A 21,381-nucleotide genomic window follows, 5' to 3' on the forward strand; every position below is an offset into this window, starting at 1 on the left:
CTCGAAACCGAGCACATGTGAAAGCCTTGCAGGAGTGAAGCCTGCGGATCGACCCGTCGGGCTCCGCTTACGACAGTAACCACGACTCCCCAGCAGTGCACCAGGAAGGCGTCGACATGTTCGATCTCGATCGGATCCGCCGGGACACACCGGCCGCGGTCTCCTCGATTTTCCTCGACAGCGCGGGATCGTCACTGCCGCCCGACCCCGTCGTCGACGCCGCCGTCGCACATCTTCGTCGCGAAGCGGCGGTCGGTGGATACCGCGCAGCGAACGAACGGATGGCCGATCTCGCGGCAGTCAAGACCTCCATTGCCAGGTTGATCGGCGCGACGCCGTCGGGCATTGCTCTGAGCGACAGCGCAACTCGATCGTGGAGCGACTTCTTCTACTCCATCCCGCTGACTCACGGTGATCGGATACTGCTCTGCCAGGTCGAATACGCGTCCAACGCGATCGCTGCCCTGCAGCGCGCCGCCGCGACGGGCGCAACCGTGGAGTTCGTACCGAGCGACCCCTCGGGCCAGATCGACCTCGCCGCACTCGAGGACATGCTCGACGAACGCGTCCGAATTGTCTCACTTGTCCACGCGCCCACCAACGGTGGACTGATCAATCCCGCACGAGAGGTCTCCGAACTCGCCCACCGAGTCGGCGCACTCGTACTGCTCGACGCATGCCAATCAATCGGACAGGTGCGCGTCGACGTCGGCGAACTCGGGGTGGACGCACTCAGCGCGACGGGCCGAAAGTGGTTGCGCGGGCCCCGCGGAACGGGATTCCTCTACGTCCGCCCAGGTCTCGCCGACACACTCGAGCCACCGGCACTCGACCTGCACAGTGCGCAATGGAGCGGCGAACGTGAGTACCAACTCGCGGCCGACGCCTCGCGGTTCGAATTCTGGGAATGCTCCGTCGCGTCCCGACTCGGGCTCGGCGTGGCCGTCGACTACCTGCTGGACATCGGAATCGATGCCGTCCAGGACGCCGTCAGCGCCCGCGCCGAACACCTACGCGCCGGCCTTCGCACCGTCGCAGGCGTCACCGTCCACGACCTCGGTGACCGGCGCAGCGGCATCGTGTCCTTCACCGTCGACGGCAGGAATCCCACCGACGTGCGCGACGAGTTGGCCGCGAAGGGCATCACCGTGACGGTCAGCCATCGACGTTCGACACTCGTGGACATGAGCTCGCGAGGGTTGGACTCGGTGATTCGCGCGTCTCCGCACTACTTCGTGACGTTCGATCAACTCGACGAGCTGGTCGCCTCCATGCACACAGGGCGAGGGCACTGATCGCCGTCCCGGCCACAGCCGTCCAGGTGATGGGGTCGCCGAACATCAGCAGCGCCCACACCATCGTCGTCGCAGGTGTGAGGTAGAGCAGCGCGCTGACACGGGTGGCCCCGCTGCGGCGCAGGACGAACATGTAGGTGCCGTATGCGCCGAAGGTCGACAGCACGACCAACCACGCGACCGCGCCCCAGAAGCCGACCGTGACGGGCGGCGTTGCGTCGCCGAGAACCGCGCTCCATCCCATGAAGAGTCCGGCCGCGACGCACGCCTGGATCAGCATCGCGAGCGGAATCGGTTCCGTCGTGCGCAGCTTGCGTTCGACAACGGTGCCGACGGCCAGCGACACCATGCCCGCCAGCGGCAGCAGGTACACGAACCAGGGCGCACCCTCACCGCCGAGGTCACCGGCGACCACGACGACGACTCCACCGAATCCCACGGTCAGAGACACGAACTTGCCGACGCCGAAACCCTCGCCCAACAGACGTGCAGCCAGGCCCGCCACGACCAGGGGCTGCATGGCCGCGATCAGCGCCGCCGTACCCGCCGGAACACCGAGCCCGACACCCCCGAACACGCACGCCAGGTAGAGGAACTGGCTGAAGAAGCCGAGCACACTCTGCCGGCGAACCCCCGCCCAGGTCGTGCGGAGCCCTCGATACCAGCACCAGGCACCGAGGATCGCGACAGCAACGAGGTACCGCCATCCCAGCAGGGTGTGTGCGGGCGCGTGGGCGGTGCCGAGGTCCGCGCCGATGAATCCGGAACTCCACAGAATCACCAGAGCGGTGGCCGCTAGTTTGTCCATACCGACGAGGTAACCATACAGGTCTGTATACTTGCAGTGGACCTGTGATCGGAGACACCCATGACCAAGGCTTTGACACCCGCGGGCGAGCGAATCCTCACCGTCGCCAGCGCGTTGTTCTACGAACGCGGCATCCGGGCCGTCGGCGTCGACCTCATCGCCGACGAAGCCGGGACGACGAAGAAGACCCTCTACGACCGGTTCGGCTCCAAGGACGGACTGGTGATGCGCTACCTCGAGCGACGCTTCGAGAGATGGCGCGAATTCGTCCTCGCCTACCTCGAACCGATCCCCACCGGCCCCGAACGCGTCCTGAGCATCTACGACGCGCTGGCCTCCTGGATGCGCGACAACCACCGCGGCTGCGGGTTCGTCAACGCCTTCGCCGAATACGGCGGGACCGACCACCCGGCCCTGGAAGTCATCCGATCCGAGAAGGACTGGACGCGAGCACTGTTCGTCCAGCTCGCCGAGGACGCAGGCCTGCCTGCACCCGACGAGCTCGGCCTCAAACTGTCCCTGATCCACGAAGGCGCCGTCGTGATGAGCACCGCGGGAGCTCGCGCCGACGCCGTCGACGTCGCCCGATCCATCGCCTCCACCCTTGTGAATGGAATCGTGAGTGGAACCTTGCAGTCCGGTCGCTCCGCAGGCTCCGCTCCTTCCCCCAGGTCTACGTTTCCACTCACGTGAGGGGGTCGTGTAGAGTCTCCGGGGTTGTCTCGGCGAGGGTAGCTCCGCACAGGAACTACCGTGATCGACGCGGCTCGGCTCCTCGGCCGTGCTCGTTCGTGTCTGCCCCGACGAAGCACTTGCCCACACCGTGATCTCAAGGAGCTGTTCTCTGATGTCGAACGAAGTAAACAACCTCAAGGCTGCTGTACGCACCGAGTTCGGCAAGGGCGCTGCACGCCGCGCACGCCGCGACGGCCTGGTCCCCGCTGTTCTGTACGGACACGGCACCGACCCGCAGCACCTCGCCCTCGACACCCGCGCATTCGCCGCAGTCCTGCGTAAGGACGGCACCAACGCTGTTCTGACCCTCGACATCGACGGCAAGGAGCAGGTCGCCCTGACCAAGTCCGTCGTCGTTCACCCGATCAAGCGCAGCATCGAGCACGCCGACCTCCTCGTCCTGCGCAAGGGCGAGCGCGTCACCGTCGAGATCAACGTCGTCGTCGAGGGTGACGCAGCCCCCGGCACCTTGGTCACCACCGACTCGACCGTCGTCGAGATCGAGGCCGACGCACTGTCCATCCCCGAGTCCGTCGAGGTCTCGGTCGAGGGCGTCGAGGCAGGCACCCAGATCCTCGCAGGCGGCCTGACCCTTCCGGCCGGCGTCACCCTGATCTCCGACCCCGAGCTTCTGCTCGTCAACGTCGTCGAGGCCCCGACCGAGGAAGACCTCGAAGCCGAGGGCGAAGAAGCTCCGACCGGCGACGTCGTCGACGAAGAAGAGGCATCCGAGGAAAGCTCCGACGAAAGCTGATCTCAGCCCCGCATCACGACACGCGCCGCTCCCCTCGTCGGGAGCGGCGCGTTCTCGTTTCACCCTTCTCGATGGGAGCATGATCAACCGTGACTGCAGATACGGCCCTGATCGTCGGCCTGGGTAACCCCGGCGCACAGTACGAAACGACCCGCCACAACGTCGGATTCATGGTCGCCGACGCGCTCGCAGCCCGGATCGGTGCGAAGTTCTCCTCGCACAAGAAGTCGAACTCCGACATCGTCCAAGCACGCCTTGCGGACCGCTCGGTGATCGTCGCCAAACCCCGCACCTTCATGAACCTGTCCGGGCAACCCGTCGCGGGCCTGGCACGATTCTTCTCCACCTCGCCGTCGAACATCGTCGTAGTCCACGACGAACTCGACATCGACTTCGGTGCCATCCGCCTCAAACTCGGCGGCGGCGAAGGCGGCCACAACGGGCTTCGCTCCATCTCTCAGCACCTGAGCACCAAGGACTACCCGCGTGTGCGCGTCGGCGTCGGGCGTCCTCCCGGCCGAATGGACCCGGCCTCGTACGTCCTCAAACCCTTCTCCTCGGCCGAACGCAAGGACCTCGGCGTCATCGTGGAAGAAGCCGCCGACGCCGCCGAACTACTCCTGCGCGTCGGCCTCGAAGCAGCGCAGAACCAGGTTCATCCGAGGTAGCTGGCACCGTTTTTGCCGAGCTGGCACGCGTGCTCTCGCACTGGAAGGCGTGCGAAGTCTGCAAAAAGGGTGCTGACTCGGTCCCACTCAGCCCAGCAAACCCGCCGAGTTGGATCGACGGAGTTTGCCGGAGGACGTCTTGGGAATCGATCCGGGACCCAGGACGGCAACGGTTCTGGGCCGTACTCCTACTTCCGAGTGCACGGCGTGAACGACGTCGTGTTCGATTCGCTTCACCTCGTCGGGATTCTGGAAGTCGTTGGTCTCCACGGCAACGGCGAAGCTCTCCCGCTTGTCGCCCGCGTCGAGCCTGATCGCGACGGCGTTACCCGGTCGCACCCCGCGTACCGAGCCTGCTGCACGTTCGATGTCGGTCGGGTAGATGTTGCGACCGCCCATGATGATGACGTCCTTGACGCGGCCGCAGACGACGACCAGTCCTTCTTCGGTGAAGTAGCCGACATCGCCGGTGTCGAGCCACCCGTCCTCGTCCTGTGTGGCGACGGGTCCGTCGACGGTGATGTACCCCGGTGTGACGGCTTTGCCGCGCACTTCGATGATGCCGACGCCGCGCGGGGTGAGGACCTGGCCTTCTTTGTCGACGACTCGGCCTTCGAGATTCGGCACCATCTTGCCGAGTGTCGCGAGGCGTCGCAGATTGCCCTTGGTCGACGGGACGGCTCGGCCCATCGCCTCGAGCAGATCGGCGTCGACGACGTCGAGGACTTGTCCTTGGCCCGGGTCGGGGATGGACACGGCGAGTGTGGTTTCGGCCATGCCGTACACGGGCGCGAGTGCGAGGGGATCGAGGTTGTACGGCGCCCCGGCCTCGGCCAGCGTCGCCATCGTGTCCGGGTCCACGGGCTCGGCGCCGTTCCACGCGTAGCGGAGCGAACTCAGGTCGAGATCGAGATCGTCCTCGGCTTGCGACAGTCTCCGCGCGAGCAGCGAGTACGCGAAATTGGGTGCTGCGGTGACGGTTCCGCCGTACTTGTGGATCAGCTTGGCCCACAGGAGCGGTGACCGGAGGAAATCCAGCGGCGTGATGCTGACGACCTCGGCACCCACCTGCATCGGCACCGTCAGGAACCCGACCATGCCCATGTCGTGGAACAGAGGCAGCCAGCTGACCATCACGTCGGAGTCGACGTCGAACTTGATGCGGTCGATCATGGCGTACGCGTTGACGTAGAAGTTCTCGTGCGTGATGCGCACGGCCTTCGGTGAACCGGTGGATCCGGACGTCAACTGCTGCAGTGCGATGTCCGACTCGTCGGTGTCGACGGGATCGCAGTCCCGGCCCGCCCGCATGTCGTCGATCTTCAGCACGGTGATGCCGCGCTCTTCGAGGATGGGCGCCGCGATGTCGAACGGGGCGCCCAGGATGACAGCCTTCGCGTCGATCATCTTCACGACCGTCTCGGTGTCGGTGCCCCACACCCCGAGGTCGGTACGCGGTGTCGGCTGGTGCAGCATCGTCACCGATCCGCCTCGCATCCACGTCGCCTGACACGCAGGCGCGATGTCGACCGGTTGGCCGGCGAGGACACCGATGGCGTCGCCGCGTTCGATGCCTGCGTCGGCGAGTGCGCCCGCCATCGATCGCGCCACCTGGTGAATCTCGCCCCAGGACTGCCTCAGCGCCTGATCCGGCTCACCGGTGACGAGCCCCCGCTCGCTCGTGCGCGCCGTCGAGAACATCTCCTCGGTGAATCTGCTCAAAACTCATCTCCTGTGCCGACGGTCCGACCTGTACCCACGCTATTGAAATTCGCAGGCCCGCGGAGCCGTTACCCGAGAAAACGTACGAACGACCACGAGTACCCTGGTACCGGCAACACCGCCCCCGTGAATAGAAGAGGTTCGCTTGAGTACGCCGGATTCGGTCGAGACCAACACTGCGCCCACCGAGTCGGCCCCCAAGAACGCTCACAAGGAACTTCCCGCCGAGGTGTCCAGGCGCCGGACGTTCGCCGTCATCTCCCATCCCGACGCCGGTAAGTCGACGCTCACCGAGGCTCTGGCGCTGCACGCTCGTGTCATTTCCGAGGCAGGCGCGATCCACGGCAAGGCAGGCAGGCGCTCCACCGTCTCCGACTGGATGGAGATGGAGAAGGCGCGAGGCATCTCGGTCAGTTCGACGGCCTTGCAGTTCAACTACCAGGTCGACGCCGCCGTCGACGACACCAACGTCATCAACCTCGTGGACACCCCTGGTCACGCCGACTTCTCCGAGGACACCTACCGCGTCCTGACGGCCGTCGACGCCGCGGTCATGCTCATCGACGCCGCCAAAGGCCTCGAACCGCAGACCCTCAAGCTCTTCCAGGTGTGCCGACAGTTCGGTATCCCGGTCATCACCGTCATCAACAAGTGGGACCGCCCCGGCCAGTCGCCGTTGGAACTTCTCGACGAGATCGAGCAGCGGATCGGCCTGACGCCGACGCCCCTGTACTGGCCGGTCGGCATCGCGGGCGACTTCCGCGGTCTGCTCGACGTCCGCGCAGGCAACTACATCCGGTTCACCCGAACCGCGGGCGGCGCGACCATCGCCCCCGAGGAATTGCTCGACGCCGACGCCGCGGCCGCCCGCGAGGGTGACGAATGGGAGACGGCTCTCGAGGAGAGCGAGTTGCTGGTCTCGAGCGGGCAAGCGCACGACCAGGAGCTGTTCCTGGCGGGGCAGACGTCGCCGGTCATCTTCGGTTCCGCGATGCTGAACTTCGGTGTCCGCCAGATCCTCGACACACTGGTCGCCCTCGCGCCCGCACCCGGCCCGCGCGACGACGTCAAGGGCGGTGTCCGAGACGTCACCGATCCCTTCAGTGCCGTCGTCTTCAAGGTCCAGGCCGGAATGGACACCGCGCACCGCGACCGGCTGGCGTTCATGCGCGTCGTGTCCGGCGTGTTCGAGCGCGGCATGGTGGTCACCCACGCACAGACCGGCAAACCGTTCACGACGAAGTACGCACTGACGGTGTTCGGCCGCGAACGCACCACCGTGGAGAACGCCTACCCCGGCGACGTCGTCGGCTTGGTCAACGCCACCGCGCTGGCACCGGGTCACACCCTGTTCACCGACAAGAAGGTGGAGTTTCCACCCATCCCGTCCTTCGCGCCCGAACACTTCGCTGCCCTGCGGGTCGACAGCGCGGACAAGTACAAGAAGTTCCGTCGCGCCGTGGAACAGATGGACTCCGAAGGCGTGGTTCAGGTGTTGCGCAACGATATTCGCGGCGACGCCTCCCCTGTCCTCGCCGCCGTCGGGCCGATGCAGTTCGAGGTGGTCACCGCCCGCATGAAGTCCGAGTTCGGCGTCGACGCCCGGCTCGAACCGCTCGGCTACTCCGTCGCACGCCGCACCGACACCGAATCCGCCGTCGAACTCGGCCGCCAGCGTGGCGTCGAGGTCTTCACTCGCACCGACGGCGCGTTGCTGGCACTCGTCAGCGACAAGTGGCGTCTGCAGTACCTCGAGAAGGAAATGCCCGAACTGACGCTGGAGCCTCTCGTCGCCGCGGGCGAATAGTGCTCCTCGGGCTGCTCGACGCGCAGGTCTCCATCGCGGGACACCCCATCCTGTGGCGCGAGATCGTCGGCAACGGCTTCGGCCTGGCGTCGGCGATCGGGGGAATGCGGCGAGTGGTGTGGGCCTGGCCGGTGGGGATCATCGGCAACGCCTTGCTGTTCACCGTGTTCCTCGGCGGCGCCTTTCACACGCCGCAGGCATTGGATCTGTACGGGCAAGCCGGGCGCCAGTTGCTGTTCATCGCGGTCAGCGTCTACGGCTGGTCGCAGTGGCTGCGCACCTCGCGGGCCCGCAAGACGGCGGTGTTGCCGCGGTGGGCGTCGACGACGGAACGCATCGCGATGATCGCGGTGATGGTCGTCGGCACCGCTGCCTTCGCCCAGCTGTTCGGGTACCTCGGGTCCTACGGCAAATGGGCCGACGCGTGGATCTTCACCGGATCCTTGCTCGCGACGTTCGGCATGGCACGGGGAATCACCGAATTCTGGCTGATCTGGATCGGCGTCGACGTGGTGGGTGTGCCGCTGCTGTTCCGTGCCGGTTTCTACCCGTCCGCATTTCTGTATCTTGTGTACGCAGCCTTTGTGGCCTGGGGTTTCGTGGTGTGGCTGCGCATTCAGAAGGCGAACGGTACTTCGAAAATCTCCGCTTAAACGGGTGAAGTGTTATTCTTCGGTGGTCCGAACGGACTTCGAGTAGGTTTTCACGCTTCTGATGTGGGGTTGGATATGACGCAGGGCTCGCTATGACGCAGGGATCCAGCTATCCGCTGGCGGGAATCAAGATCGGCCAGGCGCCGGCTCACCGGTTGAGCACGCCTACTCCCAAGCTGGCCAGCGGCGTCTCGGCGTCCAAGTCGAACTCCCCCTCGGACGCGGCGACCGACAGTGCGGCTGCGGACCCAGCAGCGGCGAAGTCGACCGAGAACTCCGCATCGAAGGCCGAGACGAAGCAAGAAGCCGACAGCACAACGCCGAAGCAGCCCTCCAAGGATTCGAACGAGGTTGAAGTGACTACTAGCGATCAGATCTCCGAGCACGGCCTGCCTACCAATGGCCGTTCCACCCACTCGTCGGGCTCGACGTCCACGGCCGCCGGCCGCGGCGGAGCCCCTGACCGCCGCACCGCCATGGGCGTCGCGTCCGTGCGCATCGCGGGCCGCCTCACTCAGAACGAGCTCGGTAGCCGCACCGGCGACATCCGCACCCCGGACACGTCCGTCGGCCCGGACGAGCTGCTGCAGCTCCTCGGCGAGTACCTGGTGTCCGGCGGTCTGCAGAACCCCGAGATTCACGTTCGATCCAACGGCCAGACCATCGTTCTCGACCTGCTGAACCCGGCCAAGGGTTACCGCTGACCCGCTAGGTCACTCCCGTTCCACCAGCTTCGACGGGTGTGCTCCGGCCGGAATGTCGGCCGGAGCGCACTCGTGTTGTTCTGCGGTGAACCAGCCGTGATAGTGGAACAGCGTGCCCAGCAGCGGGCTCGTGACGTCGATCTGCACCCGGTGCTTCTGTTCGTCTTCGTCCCACCACTCCCGCGCGGAGGTCAGAGCCGACGCCAGCTGCGGAATCCTGATTCCCAGTACCCGCGGTGCACCGCTCTCCAGGACGAGGCCGCCGGCGGAGTCGACCGAGCACGTCGTCTGGACGATCATGTCCGAGGAGAAGCCGAGGTAGTCCAGCGCGAAGTCCGCGCCGGGCGTGCGAGCGGGCGTCACCATCACCGAGTTCATCCCCTGAGGTGATCCGGCGAACGCGAACCGACGAATGAACGCCATGGTCTCGCGGCCGACAGCGTCGACGTACGCATAGTTTTCGATCGTGAACGGCACGTCCGTCCCCCGCCCACCGGGAAACAGCCCACGTTTTCCGCCGAGCCACAGCACCGGCGGCGGAATCAACGTCGAGTGCCGCATTTCTTCCATGACACCCACGCCGAGCTGGCATCGGTGGTCTCCGGATGCGAGACCGAACCTCCACTGCACCTTCGGATGGAGCTTCTCGAACTCGCTACCGAGAGCGGTACGCACGACGGATGTCATAGGTCTTTCCTCATCTGAATCGACGTTTCCCGATAGTCCAACGAGGTGTACAACTGCCGAGCGACGGCGTTGCCACCGAAGACGTTGAGCCCCAACGACACAGCTCCCTCCGACCGAGCGGAATCCTCTGCCAGCCGCATCGTCGCCCGGCCGAGCCCCCGACCGCGGAACTCCTCGTCGATCTCGATGTCCCACACCCACCAGTGCAGCGGTTCCGCGTCGTTTCGCGGAGCGATCCACAGGTAGCCGACGCGTACGTCGTCGTCGAACACGTCGAAGATGCGCTGGGTCGGCGTGGGCACTCCACCGGGGAACGTGAGCCGGTAGGAAATCTCCGCATTGGCTTCCGCCTCGGCCTGCGTCTCTCCCGTCGCGACGCGTTCGGCCACGTACCGTTCCCTGGTACCCGCGAGCCATTGCCGGACTCGATCGGGGTCCATGAGCACCAGCGTCGGGTTCATGCACCCCACCCTATGTGAGCGGAAATGTAGGGCAGGGGCAGGAGCGGAGCCCGCGGAGTGACCATAGGCACCACATTGCCACTCACGTAGGTCAGTCGAGCTCGGCAGCCAGTTCCATCCAGCGTTCCTCGGCGACGTCCTTGTCCGCCAGAACCTTCTTCAACTCAGCGTCGAGTTCCACGAGCTTGCCCGGATCCGTGGCCGCTTCCGCGAGTTCCGCGTGCAGCGCGATCTCGCGATCCGACAACCGGACCACCAGCTTCTCGAGCTTGCTCAGTTCCTTACGCGCTGCCCGCTCGGACGCGGCGTCGCGCACCGCCTTCTTCGCCGTCCCCCCGGTCGTCAGGGAATCCGGCGTCGCCTCGGCCGCGAGAACCGCACGACGCCGCAGGTACTCCTCGATCCCTCCGGGCAGGTTGGTGAGCTTGCCGTCACCGAACAGAGCCCACGTCGAATCACAGATACGTTCGATCAGGTAACGATCGTGGCTGATCACGACGAGAGTTCCGGCCCAACCGTCGAGCAGGTCCTCCAGCTGCTGCAGCGTATCGATGTCCAGGTCGTTGGTCGGCTCGTCCAGCAGCAGCACGTTCGGCTCGGCCATGAGCACACGCGTCAGCTGAAGCCTGCGACGCTCGCCGCCGGACAGGTCGCCGACGGGCGTGCGTTGCCGCGCAGGCGTGAACCCCAATCGTTCGGCCAATTGACCGGCGGAGATCTCCTTGTCACCGAGGGTGATTCGCTCCGCGACTTCCTTGACGGCGTCGAGAACACGCAGGTTCTTCGGCAGATCGTCCAATTCCTGTCTCAGCCAACCGATCTCCACGGTCTGACCTTGAATCCTCTTGCCGGTCGCCGGTTCCAGCTCGCCCGCGAGGGTACGCAGCAGCGTCGTCTTGCCGGAACCGTTGACGCCGACGAGTCCGACGCGTTCACCCGGCGCCAGACGCCACGTGAAGTCCTTCACCAGCTCACGGCCGTCGGGAGTTTCGAGGCGGGCGTCCTCGAGTTCGATGACGACCCGTCCGAGCCTGCGCTTTGCGAACGACGCCAATGCCACGGAATCTCGAGGCGCAGGCACGTCGGCGATGAGGGCCTCGGCGGCTTCGATCCTGTACTTGGGCTTGGACGTTCGAGCCGGAGCACCGCGCCGCAGCCAGGCGAGCTCCTTACGTGCGAGGTTTCGACGACGCTCTTCCGACGCATCGGCCTGGCGGGCACGTTCGGCGCGCGCGAAGATCCAGTCGTTGTACCCACCCTCGTACGTCTCGACCTTGCCGCCGACTACTTCCCACGTCTGGTTGGCGACGGTGTCGAGGAACCACCGATCGTGTGTCACGACGACGAGCGCACTGCGCCGCGACACCAGATGAGCCGCAAGCCATTGCACACCCTCGACGTCGAGGTGGTTGGTCGGCTCGTCCAGCACCAGCAGATCCAGATCCTGAACCAGGGCTGCCGCCAACGCGACACGGCGACGCTCGCCGCCGGACAGGTTGTCGATGGTGGCGTCGAGACCCGAGCTGCCCGCAGGACCGAGGTCCGCGATACCGATGCCGGTCAGGATGTTGCGGACCCGCGAATCACCGGCCCACTCGTGCTCGGCCATGCCGAGCGGATCCAGAACGACCTGTCCGACGGTCGATCCCGGCGGCAGAACCCCGCGCTGCGTCACGACGGCCATCCGCAGCCCGCCGACGCGGCTGACGCGCCCGGAATCCGGTGGTTCGAGACCTGCGAGCACTTCGAGAGTGGTTGTCTTGCCGCCTCCGTTGAGGCCGACCATGCCGATGCGCTGGCCCTCCTGCACACCGAGCGAGACGCCGTCGAGCAGCGGTTTGACACCGAAGGACTTGGAGACGTTTTCGAGATTGACGAGATTGACCATCAGGGGAAACCAATCGATTCACTAGTGACTACACGAGCGCCGGGAACGGGTCCGCTCGCGACACGCACGGTACGGCAGACGCCTGCACCGGAGAGTTCGGCGCCGACCGACACCGCGGTATCGGAATCGGCACAGAGAAATGCGCAGGTCGGGCCGGATCCGGACACGATCCCGGCCAGAGCACCTGCGGTCAGGCCTGCTCGCAACGTACGACGCAGCTGCGGGAGGAGCGACACCGCCGCGGCTTGGAGGTCGTTGCCCAGAAGTGGAGCGAGAGCGTGGGCGTCGCCGCTCACCAGGGCCTGCATCAGGGCGTCCGGATCGCCCAATCGGGGCGGATCGCCTTTCGCCCTCAGCTCGTCCAGTTCGGCGAAGACGGCAGGAGTCTGCAATCCGCCCTTGGCCAGCGCCAGCACCCAGTGGAAACTGTTGCGTGACAACACCGGAAGCAGCTTCTCGCCGCGGCCCGTACCTACCGCCGTTCCGCCGTGCAGAACGAACGGGACATCACTGCCGAGCTGAGCGGCGAGATCACTGAGTTCGCTGCGCGAGAGGTCCAGCTTCCACAGCGAATCGAGTGCGACGAGGGTCGCCGCGGCATCGGAACTACCACCGGCCATGCCGCCCGCGACGGGGATTCCCTTGTCGATCGTGATCTCGACGAGAGGTTCACGCCCCACCTTGTCCGCCAGAAGCACAGCGGCCTTCCACACGAGGTTCCGCTCGTCCGTCGGCACACTCTTCGCGTCGGCGCCCTTGACGATCACCTTCAGCCCCTGCGACGGCACCACCGAGACCTCGTCGGACAGCGAGAGCGCCTGAAAGACGGTCGTCAGTTCGTGGTAGCCGTCCTCGCGGAGGTCACCCACGGACAGATGCAGGTTGACCTTGGACGGAGCCCGAACGACAACGGGACTGTGGACAACTGAGAGCACGGTGTTCAAGACTAATCGAGCATCGGTTCGAGGACAGCATCCGTCCGCAATACCTGCCATCATCGAACCCATGCGGGAAACATCTGCACGACTGCTCAAGCTGCTGTCACTGCTTCAGACACGTCGTGATTGGGCCGGAGCCGACCTGGCCGACAGGCTGAACGTCACGCCGCGCACCGTCCGCCGCGATGTCGACAAACTCCGCGAGATCGGGTACCCCGTGAACGCGACGGCCGGGGTGGGCGGCGGATACCAACTCGGTGCGGGTGCCGAGATGCCACCGCTGCTCCTCGATGACGACGAAGCTCTCGCCGTCGCCTTCGGCCTCCAATCCGCAGCAGGAGGCTCCGTAGCGGGCATCGGGGAGGCGTCGCTGCGCGCGCTGACCAAGTTGCGCCAGGTGATGCCGTCGCGCATCCAGCACCGCCTCGACGCATTGCGGATCGACGTCGTCGAACGCACGGCGGTGTCTGCGGTCGACGCCACGGTGCTGTCGACCGTCGCCGGGGTCTGTCACAACCACGAACGCCTCAGGTTCGACTACCGCCGCCACGACGGCACGGAAGCCCGCCGCGAAGTCGAGCCCTACAGCCTCGTGCGTTCGGGGGCACGCTGGTATCTGCTCGGGTGGGACCTGCTGCGCGAGGACTGGCGTTCCTTCCGCGTGGACAGGCTGGAACCCAAGATCCCCACCGGCCCGCGATTCACCCCGCGACCACTTCCCGACGGCGGTGCCGCGGCATTCGTCGCCGCCGGAATCGACCGCACCTTCACCCGAGTGCAGGCACGCATCGAACTGGCGGCATCCATCGAAACGATCGCACCGATGGTCGACGAGCAGTGGGGCACCCTCGAATCCGGCTCCGAGGACGCGTGCACCCTCATCCTGTCCGGTGACTCACTCGCCTCCATCGCACGATGGCTCTCGGCCTTCGACACGCCGTTCACCGTCCTCGACCCGCCCGAACTGCGCGACGAGTGCCTGAAAGTGGCTCAGCGACACCGCCTTCTCAGCGAACGGTATCTGGCGAGTGTGCGCTCGACAGTCGAGCGATGAGGGGTGAACCCTCAGGCTCGAGTGCCCGCCAACCGCACGAATGCCGCGGCGTCGATGGTTTCCCCGCGGGCACTGGGGTCGATGTCGGCTTCACGCAGACGCCGCTCGGCTTCTACCGGCGAACCCGCCCATCCGGCAAGCGCTGCTCTCAACGTCTTTCGGCGCTGCGCGAATGCTGCGTCGACGACGGCGAAGACACGACGGCGGTGCTCGTCGTCCATCGGCCACGGAGGCTCGGCGTACCGATCGATACGAACCAGTCCTGATTCGACCTTCGGCACCGGCCAGAACACCGAACGCCCGACTGAGCCTGCACGTTTGACGGTGCCGAAGAAGTTGGCCTTGACGCTCGGGATTCCGTAGATCTTGCTACCCGGGTCCGCCGCGAGCCTGTCCGCAACCTCGGCCTGCACCATGACCAATGCGGTGCGCAGCGTCGGTAACTGCGAGAACAGGTGCAGCAGAACCGGAACCGCCACGTTGTACGGCAGGTTCGCGACCAGAGCGGACGGGTCACCGGGAATGTCCGCAGCAGTGACCCGAAGCGCGTCGAACTCGACGACGGTCAACTGGTCGGCGTGTGACGGCGCTCGTTCAGCCGCCGTCTGCGGCAACCGTGCAGCGAGCTTGGGATCGATCTCGACCGCGATCACAGCGTCGGCGACATCGAGAAGCGCCAGCGTCAGCGAGCCGAGTCCGGGGCCGACCTCGAGCACGGTGTCCGCTCCCCCGACACCCGCCGAGGCGACGATGCGACGGACGGTGTTGGCGTCGTGGACGAAGTTCTGTCCGAGTTGCTTGGTGGGACGGACATCCAGTTCTGCGGCGAGAGACCGTACTTCCGCGGGTCCGAGCAGCGCCGCGGGTTCTCTCACATGTTCGGACACTGTGAAAACTCTACGCACCCGTCACTCGATGGTTCGTCACCGATAGCCGAGTCGCGAGGTGCACGCGGGCCAGGCGCCCCAACCCTGGGACTTCTGCGTGACGGACGCGATGGCGATCTGTTCCTCGCGGGTGGCCAGGTCCGCGCGGGGGGCGTACTTCAGTCCGCCCTGACGTTCCCAGGTGTTCTGATCGAACTGCACGCCGCCGAAGAAGCCGTTGCCGGTGTTGATGGCCCAGTTGCCGGTTGCCTCGCACTGCGCGAGCGCATCCCAGATCGCACCGTTCTCGACGGGCGGGACCTCGGTTCCCGGCTTCGCTCCGACACGCACGACCTTGGGCTGTGCGGGAACCTGGATGTCCTCGTCGACCTTCTCGCGGCCCACTTCCTGGCCGTTGACGGTGTTGATCTCCCAGGTGATGTCGGAGACGCCCGGCGAACCCGGGTTCTCGACGACGGTCCTGGACATGTTCATCGTCGGGTCCTCGATGCGCTGCTCCGGAGGCTCGACGTCGGTGGTCTCGGTCTTGGTCTCGGTACGGTCACGGGTGACGACGATCTCGGTGCCGTCCTCGACCTTCTCGTCCGGCGCGGGGGTCACGGTGTCGGCCTGCTCGAGCGGCTTGCCCGCTTCCTCCAGGAACTCACGCACGGTGGGCGCAGCCAGGGTCAGCGGTGCGGCAGGTGCGGCGCCGTCGACCAGGGACACTGCCTTGGGCAACGCCACGTCCAGTTCGGTGCCCTCCAGCGGAAGACGTTCGCCGCGCGACGCGGACACGTGCACATCCTCGGCCAGATCCATCTGCTGCAACGCCTCGTCGACGGTCAGCGCGGTCGTCCAGATCTGCTGAGGCTGGCCGTCCACCGTCACACTCAGCTCTCGAGCGCGACGGAGGACGACCGTCTCACCATCCGACAATTCCGAGTCACCCGAGGGTGCTACCAGGTCCTTGTCGCCTGTTTCGTAGCCTGCGGCCTGCAGAGCACCGTTGACGTCTCCCGTCATGGTGCTGAGCGTGATCATTTCGCCATCGACGTCGATCGTCACCGTTTTGTGACGTGCGACCGCGGTGGCGCCCCCGACGATCAGAGTGGCCAGCAGCGCAGCGACCACCAGGTACAACACCGTGGACCTGGAGGAGTTCAGGCGAGCAATACTGGACACAAGCAATTCCTGAGTTCTTCGGGCAGAGCCCGTCGGCTGGATCACGGTACGGTAACGAATTGATGGAGCTACCGCAACTCTGCTCGCCCGGTCCGGAGCGAACGTGACGTTCGGTCACCCGGGGCCGCTGCCGCACACGTTTCAGTCACTCGCACAGGTTGCAACACGAGCGGATGACTGGAAGGTGAGCGAAAGTAGGCGTCAGGAGAGGCCGTACACCCGCTCGGCGTTGGCGGTGACGTGCGACGCGAGCTCGACCGGATCGGCACCGCGGATGTCCGCCAATGCGCGCACCGTGTACGGAAGGCAGTACGACTCGTTCGGTGCACCGCGGAAGGGATGCGGCGTCAGGAACGGCGCGTCGGTCTCGACGAGCAGTTGGCCGTCCGGAATCAGCACGGCCGCTTCGCGCAGTGCATGGGCGTTCTTGAAGCTGACCGTGCCGGAGAGGCTGAGCACGTAGCCGGCGTCGATGCACGCTCGCGCGGTCTCCGGACCCGAGGAGAAGCAATGGAAGATCACCGTCTCCGGCGCGCCCTCGTCCGTCAACACGGACAGCAGGTCGCCGTCGGCCTCGCGGTTGTGGATCATCAACGGCTTACCGAGCCGCTTTGCCAGGTCGATGTGCCAGCGGAAACCGTCCTGCTGCTCGGGGACGGTCGCGCACCCGTCGAGCTTGCCCGGCCAGTAGTAGTCGAGCCCCGTCTCGCCGACGGCCACGACCCGAGGATCCGACGCCAACCGCTCGATCTCCGCCCTGACGTCGTCGTCGAGAACGTTCGCCCGCGTCGGGTGGATCGCGACGGCCGCCCAGACCCGAGAGTCCCAGTTCGCGGCGTCGACGGCGAAGCGCGCGGCCTCGAGGTCGTCGGCGACGGTCACGACTCTCCCGACGCCGACGGACTCGGCCCGATCCAGGATCTCGGCCACGCTCCCGGCGTCGGATGCGCCGCAGGCGTCGAGGTGTGTGTGCGCGTCGACGAGTGGCGACAGCGCTTCCGGCAAAGGTGGTGCAGGACGTTCTCTACTCACGCCGATAGAGTAGGCGCACCATGACTGCGCCAGCTGATGCCTCACGGCCCACCTTCTACGTCACGACCGCCATTGCGTACCCCAACGGTGTCCCGCACATCGGCCACGCATACGAGTACATCTCGACGGACGTGATCGCTCGATTCAAGCGACTCGACGGATACGACGTCATGTTCTTGACCGGCACGGACGAGCACGGCCTGAAGATGCAGCAGACGGCCACCAAAGAGGGCATCGACGTCCGCGACCTCGCGACGCGCAACTCCGACGTGTTCAAGAAGCTCGACGAGACACTCGGCATCTCCTACGACCGATTCATCCGCACGACGGACGCCGATCACCACGAGGCCAGCAAGGCGATCTGGTCGAAGATGGTCGAGCGCGGCGACATCTACCTGGACACGTACTCCGGTTGGTACTCGGTACGGGACGAGGCGTTCTACACCGAGGGCGAAACGACCGTCGCCGACGACGGGACCCGCGTGGCCACCGAGACGAACACGCCGGTGGAGTGGACCGAGGAGTCGACGTACTTCTTCAAGTTGTCGGCGTACCAGGACCAGTTGCTCGAGCTGTACGACACCACCCCCGACTTCATCGCGCCCAACACGCGGCGCAACGAAATCGTCAGCTTCGTCAAGGGTGGACTGAAGGACCTGTCCATCTCGCGCACCACGTTCGACTGGGGCGTGCAGGTCCCGAACGATCCCGAGCACGTCATGTACGTCTGGGTCGACGCCCTGACCAACTACCTCACCGGCGTCGGCTACCCGGACGCATCGTCGGAGAAGTTCGCCAAGTATTGGCCCGCCGACCTGCACATCATCGGCAAGGACATCACGCGCTTCCACACCGTGTACTGGCCGGCGTTCCTCATGTCCGCGGGCATCGAGCTGCCCAAGCGTGTGTTCGTGCACGGATTCCTGAACAACAAGGGCGAGAAGATGTCGAAGTCGGTCGGCAACGTCGTCGACCCGTTCGCGCTCGTCGACGAGTTCGGCCTGGACCCGCTGCGCTTCTTCCTGCTGCGCGAGGTCTCCTACGGCCAGGACGGTAGCTACAGCGCCGAGGCCATCGTCACCCGCATGAACGCAGACCTGTCCAACGAGCTCGGCAACCTCGCGCAGCGCTCGCTGACGATGGTGGCCAAGAACCTCGAAGGAAAGGTCCCGACGCCGGGGCCGTTCACGACCGACGACGAAGCTTTGCTGGCCCGCGCCGATGCGCTGCTCGAGATCTGCCGACGCGAATTCGACGTCCAAGCGCTGCACACGGCTCTGGAAGCAATCTGGTCGGTGCTCGGCGAGACCAACCGCTACTTCTCCCAGCAGGAACCGTGGGTACTGCGCAAGACCGATCCGGACCGTATGGCCACCGTGCTGTACGTGACGCTCGAAGTCCTGCGCATCGTCGGCATTCTGGTGCAGCCGGTCATGCCAGGATCGGCGGCTCGCATCCTCGAACTCCTCGGCGGCCCGGCGAACCAGTTCTCCGACATCGGCACCCGCGTAGTGCCGGGTTCGCCTCTGCCCGCACCGTCACCGGTCTTCCCCAAATACGAGGTGAAGGACGTCTGAGGGTTCACCCCTCACGCAGACGCCGAGACCGCCTTCTCCAGTTCCTCCAGTGAGTTCTCCAGGTGTGTGAGCATGCGCTGCAGGTGTGGGACGCTGCGACGGCAGCCGATGAGGCCGAAGTTGAGCGAGTCGCCGTTGCTTGCGACGGTGATGTTCAGCGCCATGCCGTCGCAGACGATGGACGCCGGGTAGATTCCGTCGAGTTTGGCGCCGTTCCAGTACAGTTCGTCCTTCGTTCCGGGGACGTTGGAGATGATGACGTTGAACGGCGGCGGGGTGTTGTTGACGAAGCCGGGTACCGGTCCGAAGAGCAGTGGCAGCATGGTGACGGCGCCGAAGGCGAGGGATTCGAGAGTGTTGAACTCCCGCATCATGTCCTTGCCCTTGACGGTGGAGTCGGTGATGGTGGCGAGCCGGTCCAGCGGATCCGGTTGGTGTGTACCGAGATTGCACAGGATGGTGGATACGGAGTTGCCCGGTCCGCTGTCCTCGCCCGGCTTGCGGAGCGAGACGGGAACCATTGCGATCAAGGGTGATTCAGGCAAGGCGTCCTGATCGATCAGATATCCCCGTAGGGCTCCCGAGCACATGGCGAGCAGAATGTCGTTCAGGGTAACGTCCAATGCCTTTGCGACCGCGTTCATTCGGCTGATCGACCAGCTTTCGGCCGCGAAGCGTCGCGCACCACCGATCGGCACGTTGAACATCGTTCGCGGCGCACGCAGCGGCAGTTGCGCACCTTCGTTGCGGACGGCGCGCACGCCCAATCGTGCTGCGGCAGGTACGAAGTCCGCGATGTCGCCGGCAAGCTTGCGACCGAGAGACAACCCCCCGGAGACCCTTTCCAGCGCTCCCGGCGCTTCCTTGCGCTTCTTCTCCCGGAACAGCGACGGATCCCACGTGGCGACGCCGGTGCGGTCGTCGGGGTCGGTGGTGAGGGTGTTCAACATCAGCTTGAGCGCGGACACGCCGTCAACGAGCGAGTGGTGAACCTTGGTGTAGAGCGCGATCCGGCCGTCGGCGAGGCCCTCGATGATGTGCAGTTCCCACATCGGCCGGTACCGGTCGAGGGGTGCACTGTGGTGCAGCGAGAGAAATTGGAAGAGTTCTCTGATGCGACCAGGCGCAGGCAGTACCACGCGCCTCACGTGGTATTCGAAATCGATGTCGTCTTCCCTCGACCAGGCGAGGCTTCCCATGACGTTCACCGGTCGGCCGGGGCGTTTTCGAAACAGATCGTGCACGTCGCCCGTTGTGAATTGTTTGTGGATTTCTTCTGCAAATTCGTGGGGGTCACCAGGCGGAACGAACAACTGCAATCCGCCGACGTGCATAGGGTGTTCGCGAGACTCCGCGATCAAGAACATGGACTCGGTAACAGGCATGAGCGCCATCTGCGATCACCTTTCCGCCTAGTTTCGATCACGGTGTGACATCGAACACGGCCGCATGTTTAGACAGACTAGGTCACGGGTTATTGTCCGTTACCAGGAGTTCCAAGAAGACGCGAAATGGAGGCGAGGACGATGACCACCGTGCTCACCGCTCTGCCCCAGCCGACGCCCGGAGGCGTCCCCACCAGGCTCGACATGCACGGTCGCAGCTTTCACTCGCGCGCTCTTTCGACGTATCTGCAGCTCACGGTTCGCCCCTTCCTCACGGTGTGGTCCAAGACGTCCGCTCTTCCGTGGCCGATGGGCCTCGTCGATTACGCGGGAATGCTGGTGCCGCCGCTCAAGGGAACCCGCCACAGCAAGGTCACGCTCGCCGAGTGCGAGGCGGAATGGATCCGCGCCGAGGGCGTTTCCAACGACCGCGTGGTGCTCTACCTGCACGGAGGCGCCTTCGTCTGTTGCGGGCTGAACAGCCACCGGCGTCTGACTTCACGTGTCTCGGCCAGCGCGGACGCTCCGGTTCTGTCGGTCGACTACCGGATGATGCCGCGCAACCCCATCGCACATGCGGTGGAGGACGGCGTCGACGGTTTCCGCTTCCTGTTGGAATCCGGGTACCGCGCCGACCAGATCGTCATCGCCGGCGACTCCGCAGGCGGGTACCTCGCCTTCATGGTCGCTCTGATGCTGCGCGATCTCGGACTGCCGACACCGGCTGGTATCGCGACCATGTCGCCGCTGACCGACATGGACCCCAGCGGCAAGCTCGAACACGCCAACGCATCGAAGTGCGCAGTCTTCCCTGCCGGGGCCGTACCCGCCCTGACGGTCCTCGCCGACCGAGTGGATGCCCGCATCGTCGTCGAAGGCGAACGGGGACCACGAGTTTCACCCGTCGACGCGGATCTCGTCGGCCTACCTCCGGTTCTGATCCAGGCGGGTTCCACCGAAATGGTGCTCGCCGACGCCGAACTGATGGCCGAGCGCCTCGCCGCAGCAGGCGTCGACTGCGAACTTCAGGTGTGGGACAACCAGGTACACGTGTTCCAGGCCGCCGACTTCGTGCCCGAAGCGCACCGCGCGGTACGCAAATTCGGCGCGTTCGTCAAAGCCCACAGCCCAATGTCGGCCACTGCCGACTCCGCCTGAGTTA

General features: G+C 65.5%; 19 protein-coding genes and 1 pseudogene. 10 read left to right on the plus strand and 10 right to left on the minus strand.

Annotated features, from left to right (window positions below; genetic code table 11):
- Positions 1–116: 116 nt before the first annotated feature.
- Positions 117–1,295 carry an aminotransferase class V-fold PLP-dependent enzyme gene (locus CH292_RS02665; protein WP_033190831.1) on the plus strand — a complete coding sequence of 393 codons (1,179 nt, stop codon included), beginning with the start codon at positions 117–119 and terminating at the stop codon, positions 1,293–1,295.
- 43 nt (positions 1,296–1,338) lie between these two features.
- On the opposite strand, the pseudogene CH292_RS02670 reads toward CH292_RS02665, so the two are convergent.
- A pseudogene (locus CH292_RS02670) lies at positions 1,339–2,103 on the minus strand (DMT family transporter); the annotation flags it as partial.
- Positions 2,104–2,163: 60 nt separating this feature from the next.
- Between CH292_RS02670 and CH292_RS02675 the strand changes: the two are divergent.
- From CH292_RS02675 to pth, 3 genes are all read left to right on the plus strand, one after another.
- Positions 2,164–2,796 carry a TetR/AcrR family transcriptional regulator gene (locus CH292_RS02675; RefSeq protein ID WP_094653937.1) on the plus strand — a complete coding sequence of 211 codons (633 nt, stop codon included), beginning with the start codon at positions 2,164–2,166 and terminating at the stop codon, positions 2,794–2,796.
- Positions 2,797–2,950: 154 nt separating this feature from the next.
- Positions 2,951–3,592, plus strand: coding sequence for a 50S ribosomal protein L25/general stress protein Ctc (locus CH292_RS02680; RefSeq protein WP_170945143.1), 642 nt, complete (start codon positions 2,951–2,953; stop codon positions 3,590–3,592).
- 89 nt (positions 3,593–3,681) lie between these two features.
- A complete protein-coding gene (gene pth, locus CH292_RS02685; RefSeq protein WP_094653938.1) occupies positions 3,682–4,260 on the plus strand; it encodes an aminoacyl-tRNA hydrolase in 579 nt (192 codons plus the stop codon).
- Between the two features lie 87 nt (positions 4,261–4,347).
- Here the strand turns inward: pth and CH292_RS02690 are convergent, their stop codons facing one another.
- A complete protein-coding gene (locus tag CH292_RS02690) occupies positions 4,348–5,982 on the minus strand; it encodes a fatty acyl-AMP ligase (protein ID WP_094653939.1) in 1,635 nt (544 codons plus the stop codon).
- A 145-nt stretch (positions 5,983–6,127) separates the two neighbouring features.
- Here CH292_RS02690 and CH292_RS02695 point away from each other — a divergent pair, with 145 nt between their 5' ends.
- The 3 genes from CH292_RS02695 to CH292_RS02705 all read left to right on the plus strand — a co-directional run bounded on the left by CH292_RS02695 (position 6,128) and on the right by CH292_RS02705 (position 9,146).
- The gene (locus CH292_RS02695; protein WP_020111386.1) at positions 6,128–7,789 is read left to right on the plus strand and encodes a peptide chain release factor 3; all 1,662 of its coding nucleotides are present in this window, start codon (positions 6,128–6,130) and stop codon (positions 7,787–7,789) included.
- The gene (pnuC, locus tag CH292_RS02700) at positions 7,789–8,442 is read left to right on the plus strand and encodes a nicotinamide riboside transporter PnuC (RefSeq protein WP_094653940.1); all 654 of its coding nucleotides are present in this window, start codon (positions 7,789–7,791) and stop codon (positions 8,440–8,442) included. The genes CH292_RS02695 and pnuC overlap by 1 nt, the downstream gene beginning before the upstream one ends.
- 92 nt (positions 8,443–8,534) lie before the next feature.
- The gene (locus CH292_RS02705) at positions 8,535–9,146 is read left to right on the plus strand and encodes a hypothetical protein (RefSeq protein WP_020111388.1); all 612 of its coding nucleotides are present in this window, start codon (positions 8,535–8,537) and stop codon (positions 9,144–9,146) included.
- A 9-nt stretch (positions 9,147–9,155) separates the two neighbouring features.
- On the opposite strand, the gene CH292_RS02710 is transcribed toward CH292_RS02705, so the two are convergent.
- From CH292_RS02710 to CH292_RS02725, 4 genes are all read right to left on the minus strand, one after another.
- Complete coding sequence (locus CH292_RS02710) at positions 9,156–9,833, minus strand: DUF4166 domain-containing protein (protein ID WP_094653941.1); 678 nt, start codon at positions 9,831–9,833, stop codon at positions 9,156–9,158.
- Positions 9,830–10,294 (minus strand): N-acetyltransferase, encoded by a 465-nt coding sequence (locus CH292_RS02715; RefSeq protein WP_094653942.1) that lies wholly within the window; start codon positions 10,292–10,294, stop codon positions 9,830–9,832. The genes CH292_RS02710 and CH292_RS02715 overlap by 4 nt, the downstream gene beginning before the upstream one ends.
- A gap of 91 nt (positions 10,295–10,385) precedes the next feature.
- Positions 10,386–12,182 (minus strand): ABC-F family ATP-binding cassette domain-containing protein, encoded by a 1,797-nt coding sequence (locus CH292_RS02720; protein WP_094653943.1) that lies wholly within the window; start codon positions 12,180–12,182, stop codon positions 10,386–10,388.
- Positions 12,182–13,117, minus strand: coding sequence for a 4-(cytidine 5'-diphospho)-2-C-methyl-D-erythritol kinase (locus CH292_RS02725; protein ID WP_027498738.1), 936 nt, complete (start codon positions 13,115–13,117; stop codon positions 12,182–12,184). Before CH292_RS02725 ends, CH292_RS02720 begins: the two co-directional genes overlap by 1 nt.
- 70 nt (positions 13,118–13,187) lie before the next feature.
- On the opposite strand from CH292_RS02725, the gene CH292_RS02730 reads away from it, so the two are divergent.
- Entirely contained in the window at positions 13,188–14,174 is a 987-nt protein-coding gene (locus tag CH292_RS02730; RefSeq protein WP_019664539.1) for a YafY family protein, read from the plus strand.
- Between the two features lie 11 nt (positions 14,175–14,185).
- Here the strand turns inward: CH292_RS02730 and rsmA are convergent, their stop codons facing one another.
- The 3 genes from rsmA to CH292_RS02745 form a co-directional block, all read right to left on the minus strand.
- Positions 14,186–15,061: a 16S rRNA (adenine(1518)-N(6)/adenine(1519)-N(6))-dimethyltransferase RsmA gene (gene rsmA / locus CH292_RS02735; RefSeq protein ID WP_019664538.1), complete on the minus strand. Its 876-nt coding sequence runs from the start codon at positions 15,059–15,061 to the stop codon at positions 14,186–14,188.
- A gap of 36 nt (positions 15,062–15,097) precedes the next feature.
- Positions 15,098–16,225: a resuscitation-promoting factor gene (locus CH292_RS02740; protein WP_094653944.1), complete on the minus strand. Its 1,128-nt coding sequence runs from the start codon at positions 16,223–16,225 to the stop codon at positions 15,098–15,100.
- Between the two features lie 201 nt (positions 16,226–16,426).
- Positions 16,427–17,257: a TatD family hydrolase gene (locus tag CH292_RS02745; RefSeq protein ID WP_037183572.1), complete on the minus strand. Its 831-nt coding sequence runs from the start codon at positions 17,255–17,257 to the stop codon at positions 16,427–16,429.
- A 20-nt stretch (positions 17,258–17,277) separates the two neighbouring features.
- Here CH292_RS02745 and metG point away from each other — a divergent pair, with 20 nt between their 5' ends.
- Positions 17,278–18,834: a methionine--tRNA ligase gene (gene metG, locus CH292_RS02750; protein WP_094653945.1), complete on the plus strand. Its 1,557-nt coding sequence runs from the start codon at positions 17,278–17,280 to the stop codon at positions 18,832–18,834.
- An 11-nt stretch (positions 18,835–18,845) separates the two neighbouring features.
- On the opposite strand, the gene CH292_RS02755 is transcribed toward metG, so the two are convergent.
- The gene (locus tag CH292_RS02755) at positions 18,846–20,228 is read right to left on the minus strand and encodes a wax ester/triacylglycerol synthase family O-acyltransferase (protein ID WP_019664534.1); all 1,383 of its coding nucleotides are present in this window, start codon (positions 20,226–20,228) and stop codon (positions 18,846–18,848) included.
- A gap of 117 nt (positions 20,229–20,345) precedes the next feature.
- Between CH292_RS02755 and CH292_RS02760 the strand changes: the two genes are divergently transcribed.
- A complete protein-coding gene (locus tag CH292_RS02760) occupies positions 20,346–21,377 on the plus strand; it encodes an alpha/beta hydrolase (RefSeq protein ID WP_020111397.1) in 1,032 nt (343 codons plus the stop codon).
- Positions 21,378–21,381: the final 4 nt, after the last annotated feature.

The sequence above is a fragment of the Rhodococcus sp. 14-2470-1a genome, assembly GCF_002259425.1.
Taxonomy (GTDB): Bacteria; Actinomycetota; Actinomycetes; order Mycobacteriales; family Mycobacteriaceae; genus Rhodococcoides; species Rhodococcoides fascians_E.

Excerpts from the sequence above, each read along its gene's own strand:
- CH292_RS02665 (WP_033190831.1), top strand. The coding sequence starts at position 117 with ATGTTCGATCTCGATCGGATCCGCCGGGACACACCGGCCGCGGTCTCC.
- CH292_RS02675 (WP_094653937.1), top strand. The coding sequence starts at position 2,164 with ATGACCAAGGCTTTGACACCCGCGGGCGAGCGAATCCTCACCGTCGCC.
- CH292_RS02680 (WP_170945143.1), top strand. The coding sequence starts at position 2,951 with ATGTCGAACGAAGTAAACAACCTCAAGGCTGCTGTACGCACCGAGTTC.
- CH292_RS02705 (WP_020111388.1), top strand. The coding sequence starts at position 8,535 with ATGACGCAGGGATCCAGCTATCCGCTGGCGGGAATCAAGATCGGCCAG.
- CH292_RS02710 (WP_094653941.1), bottom strand. The coding sequence starts at position 9,833 with ATGACATCCGTCGTGCGTACCGCTCTCGGTAGCGAGTTCGAGAAGCTC.
- CH292_RS02715 (WP_094653942.1), bottom strand. The coding sequence starts at position 10,294 with ATGAACCCGACGCTGGTGCTCATGGACCCCGATCGAGTCCGGCAATGG.
- CH292_RS02720 (WP_094653943.1), bottom strand. The coding sequence starts at position 12,182 with ATGGTCAATCTCGTCAATCTCGAAAACGTCTCCAAGTCCTTCGGTGTC.
- CH292_RS02730 (WP_019664539.1), top strand. The coding sequence starts at position 13,188 with ATGCGGGAAACATCTGCACGACTGCTCAAGCTGCTGTCACTGCTTCAG.
- metG (WP_094653945.1), top strand. The coding sequence starts at position 17,278 with ATGACTGCGCCAGCTGATGCCTCACGGCCCACCTTCTACGTCACGACC.
- CH292_RS02755 (WP_019664534.1), bottom strand. The coding sequence starts at position 20,228 with ATGGCGCTCATGCCTGTTACCGAGTCCATGTTCTTGATCGCGGAGTCT.
- CH292_RS02760 (WP_020111397.1), top strand. The coding sequence starts at position 20,346 with ATGGAGGCGAGGACGATGACCACCGTGCTCACCGCTCTGCCCCAGCCG.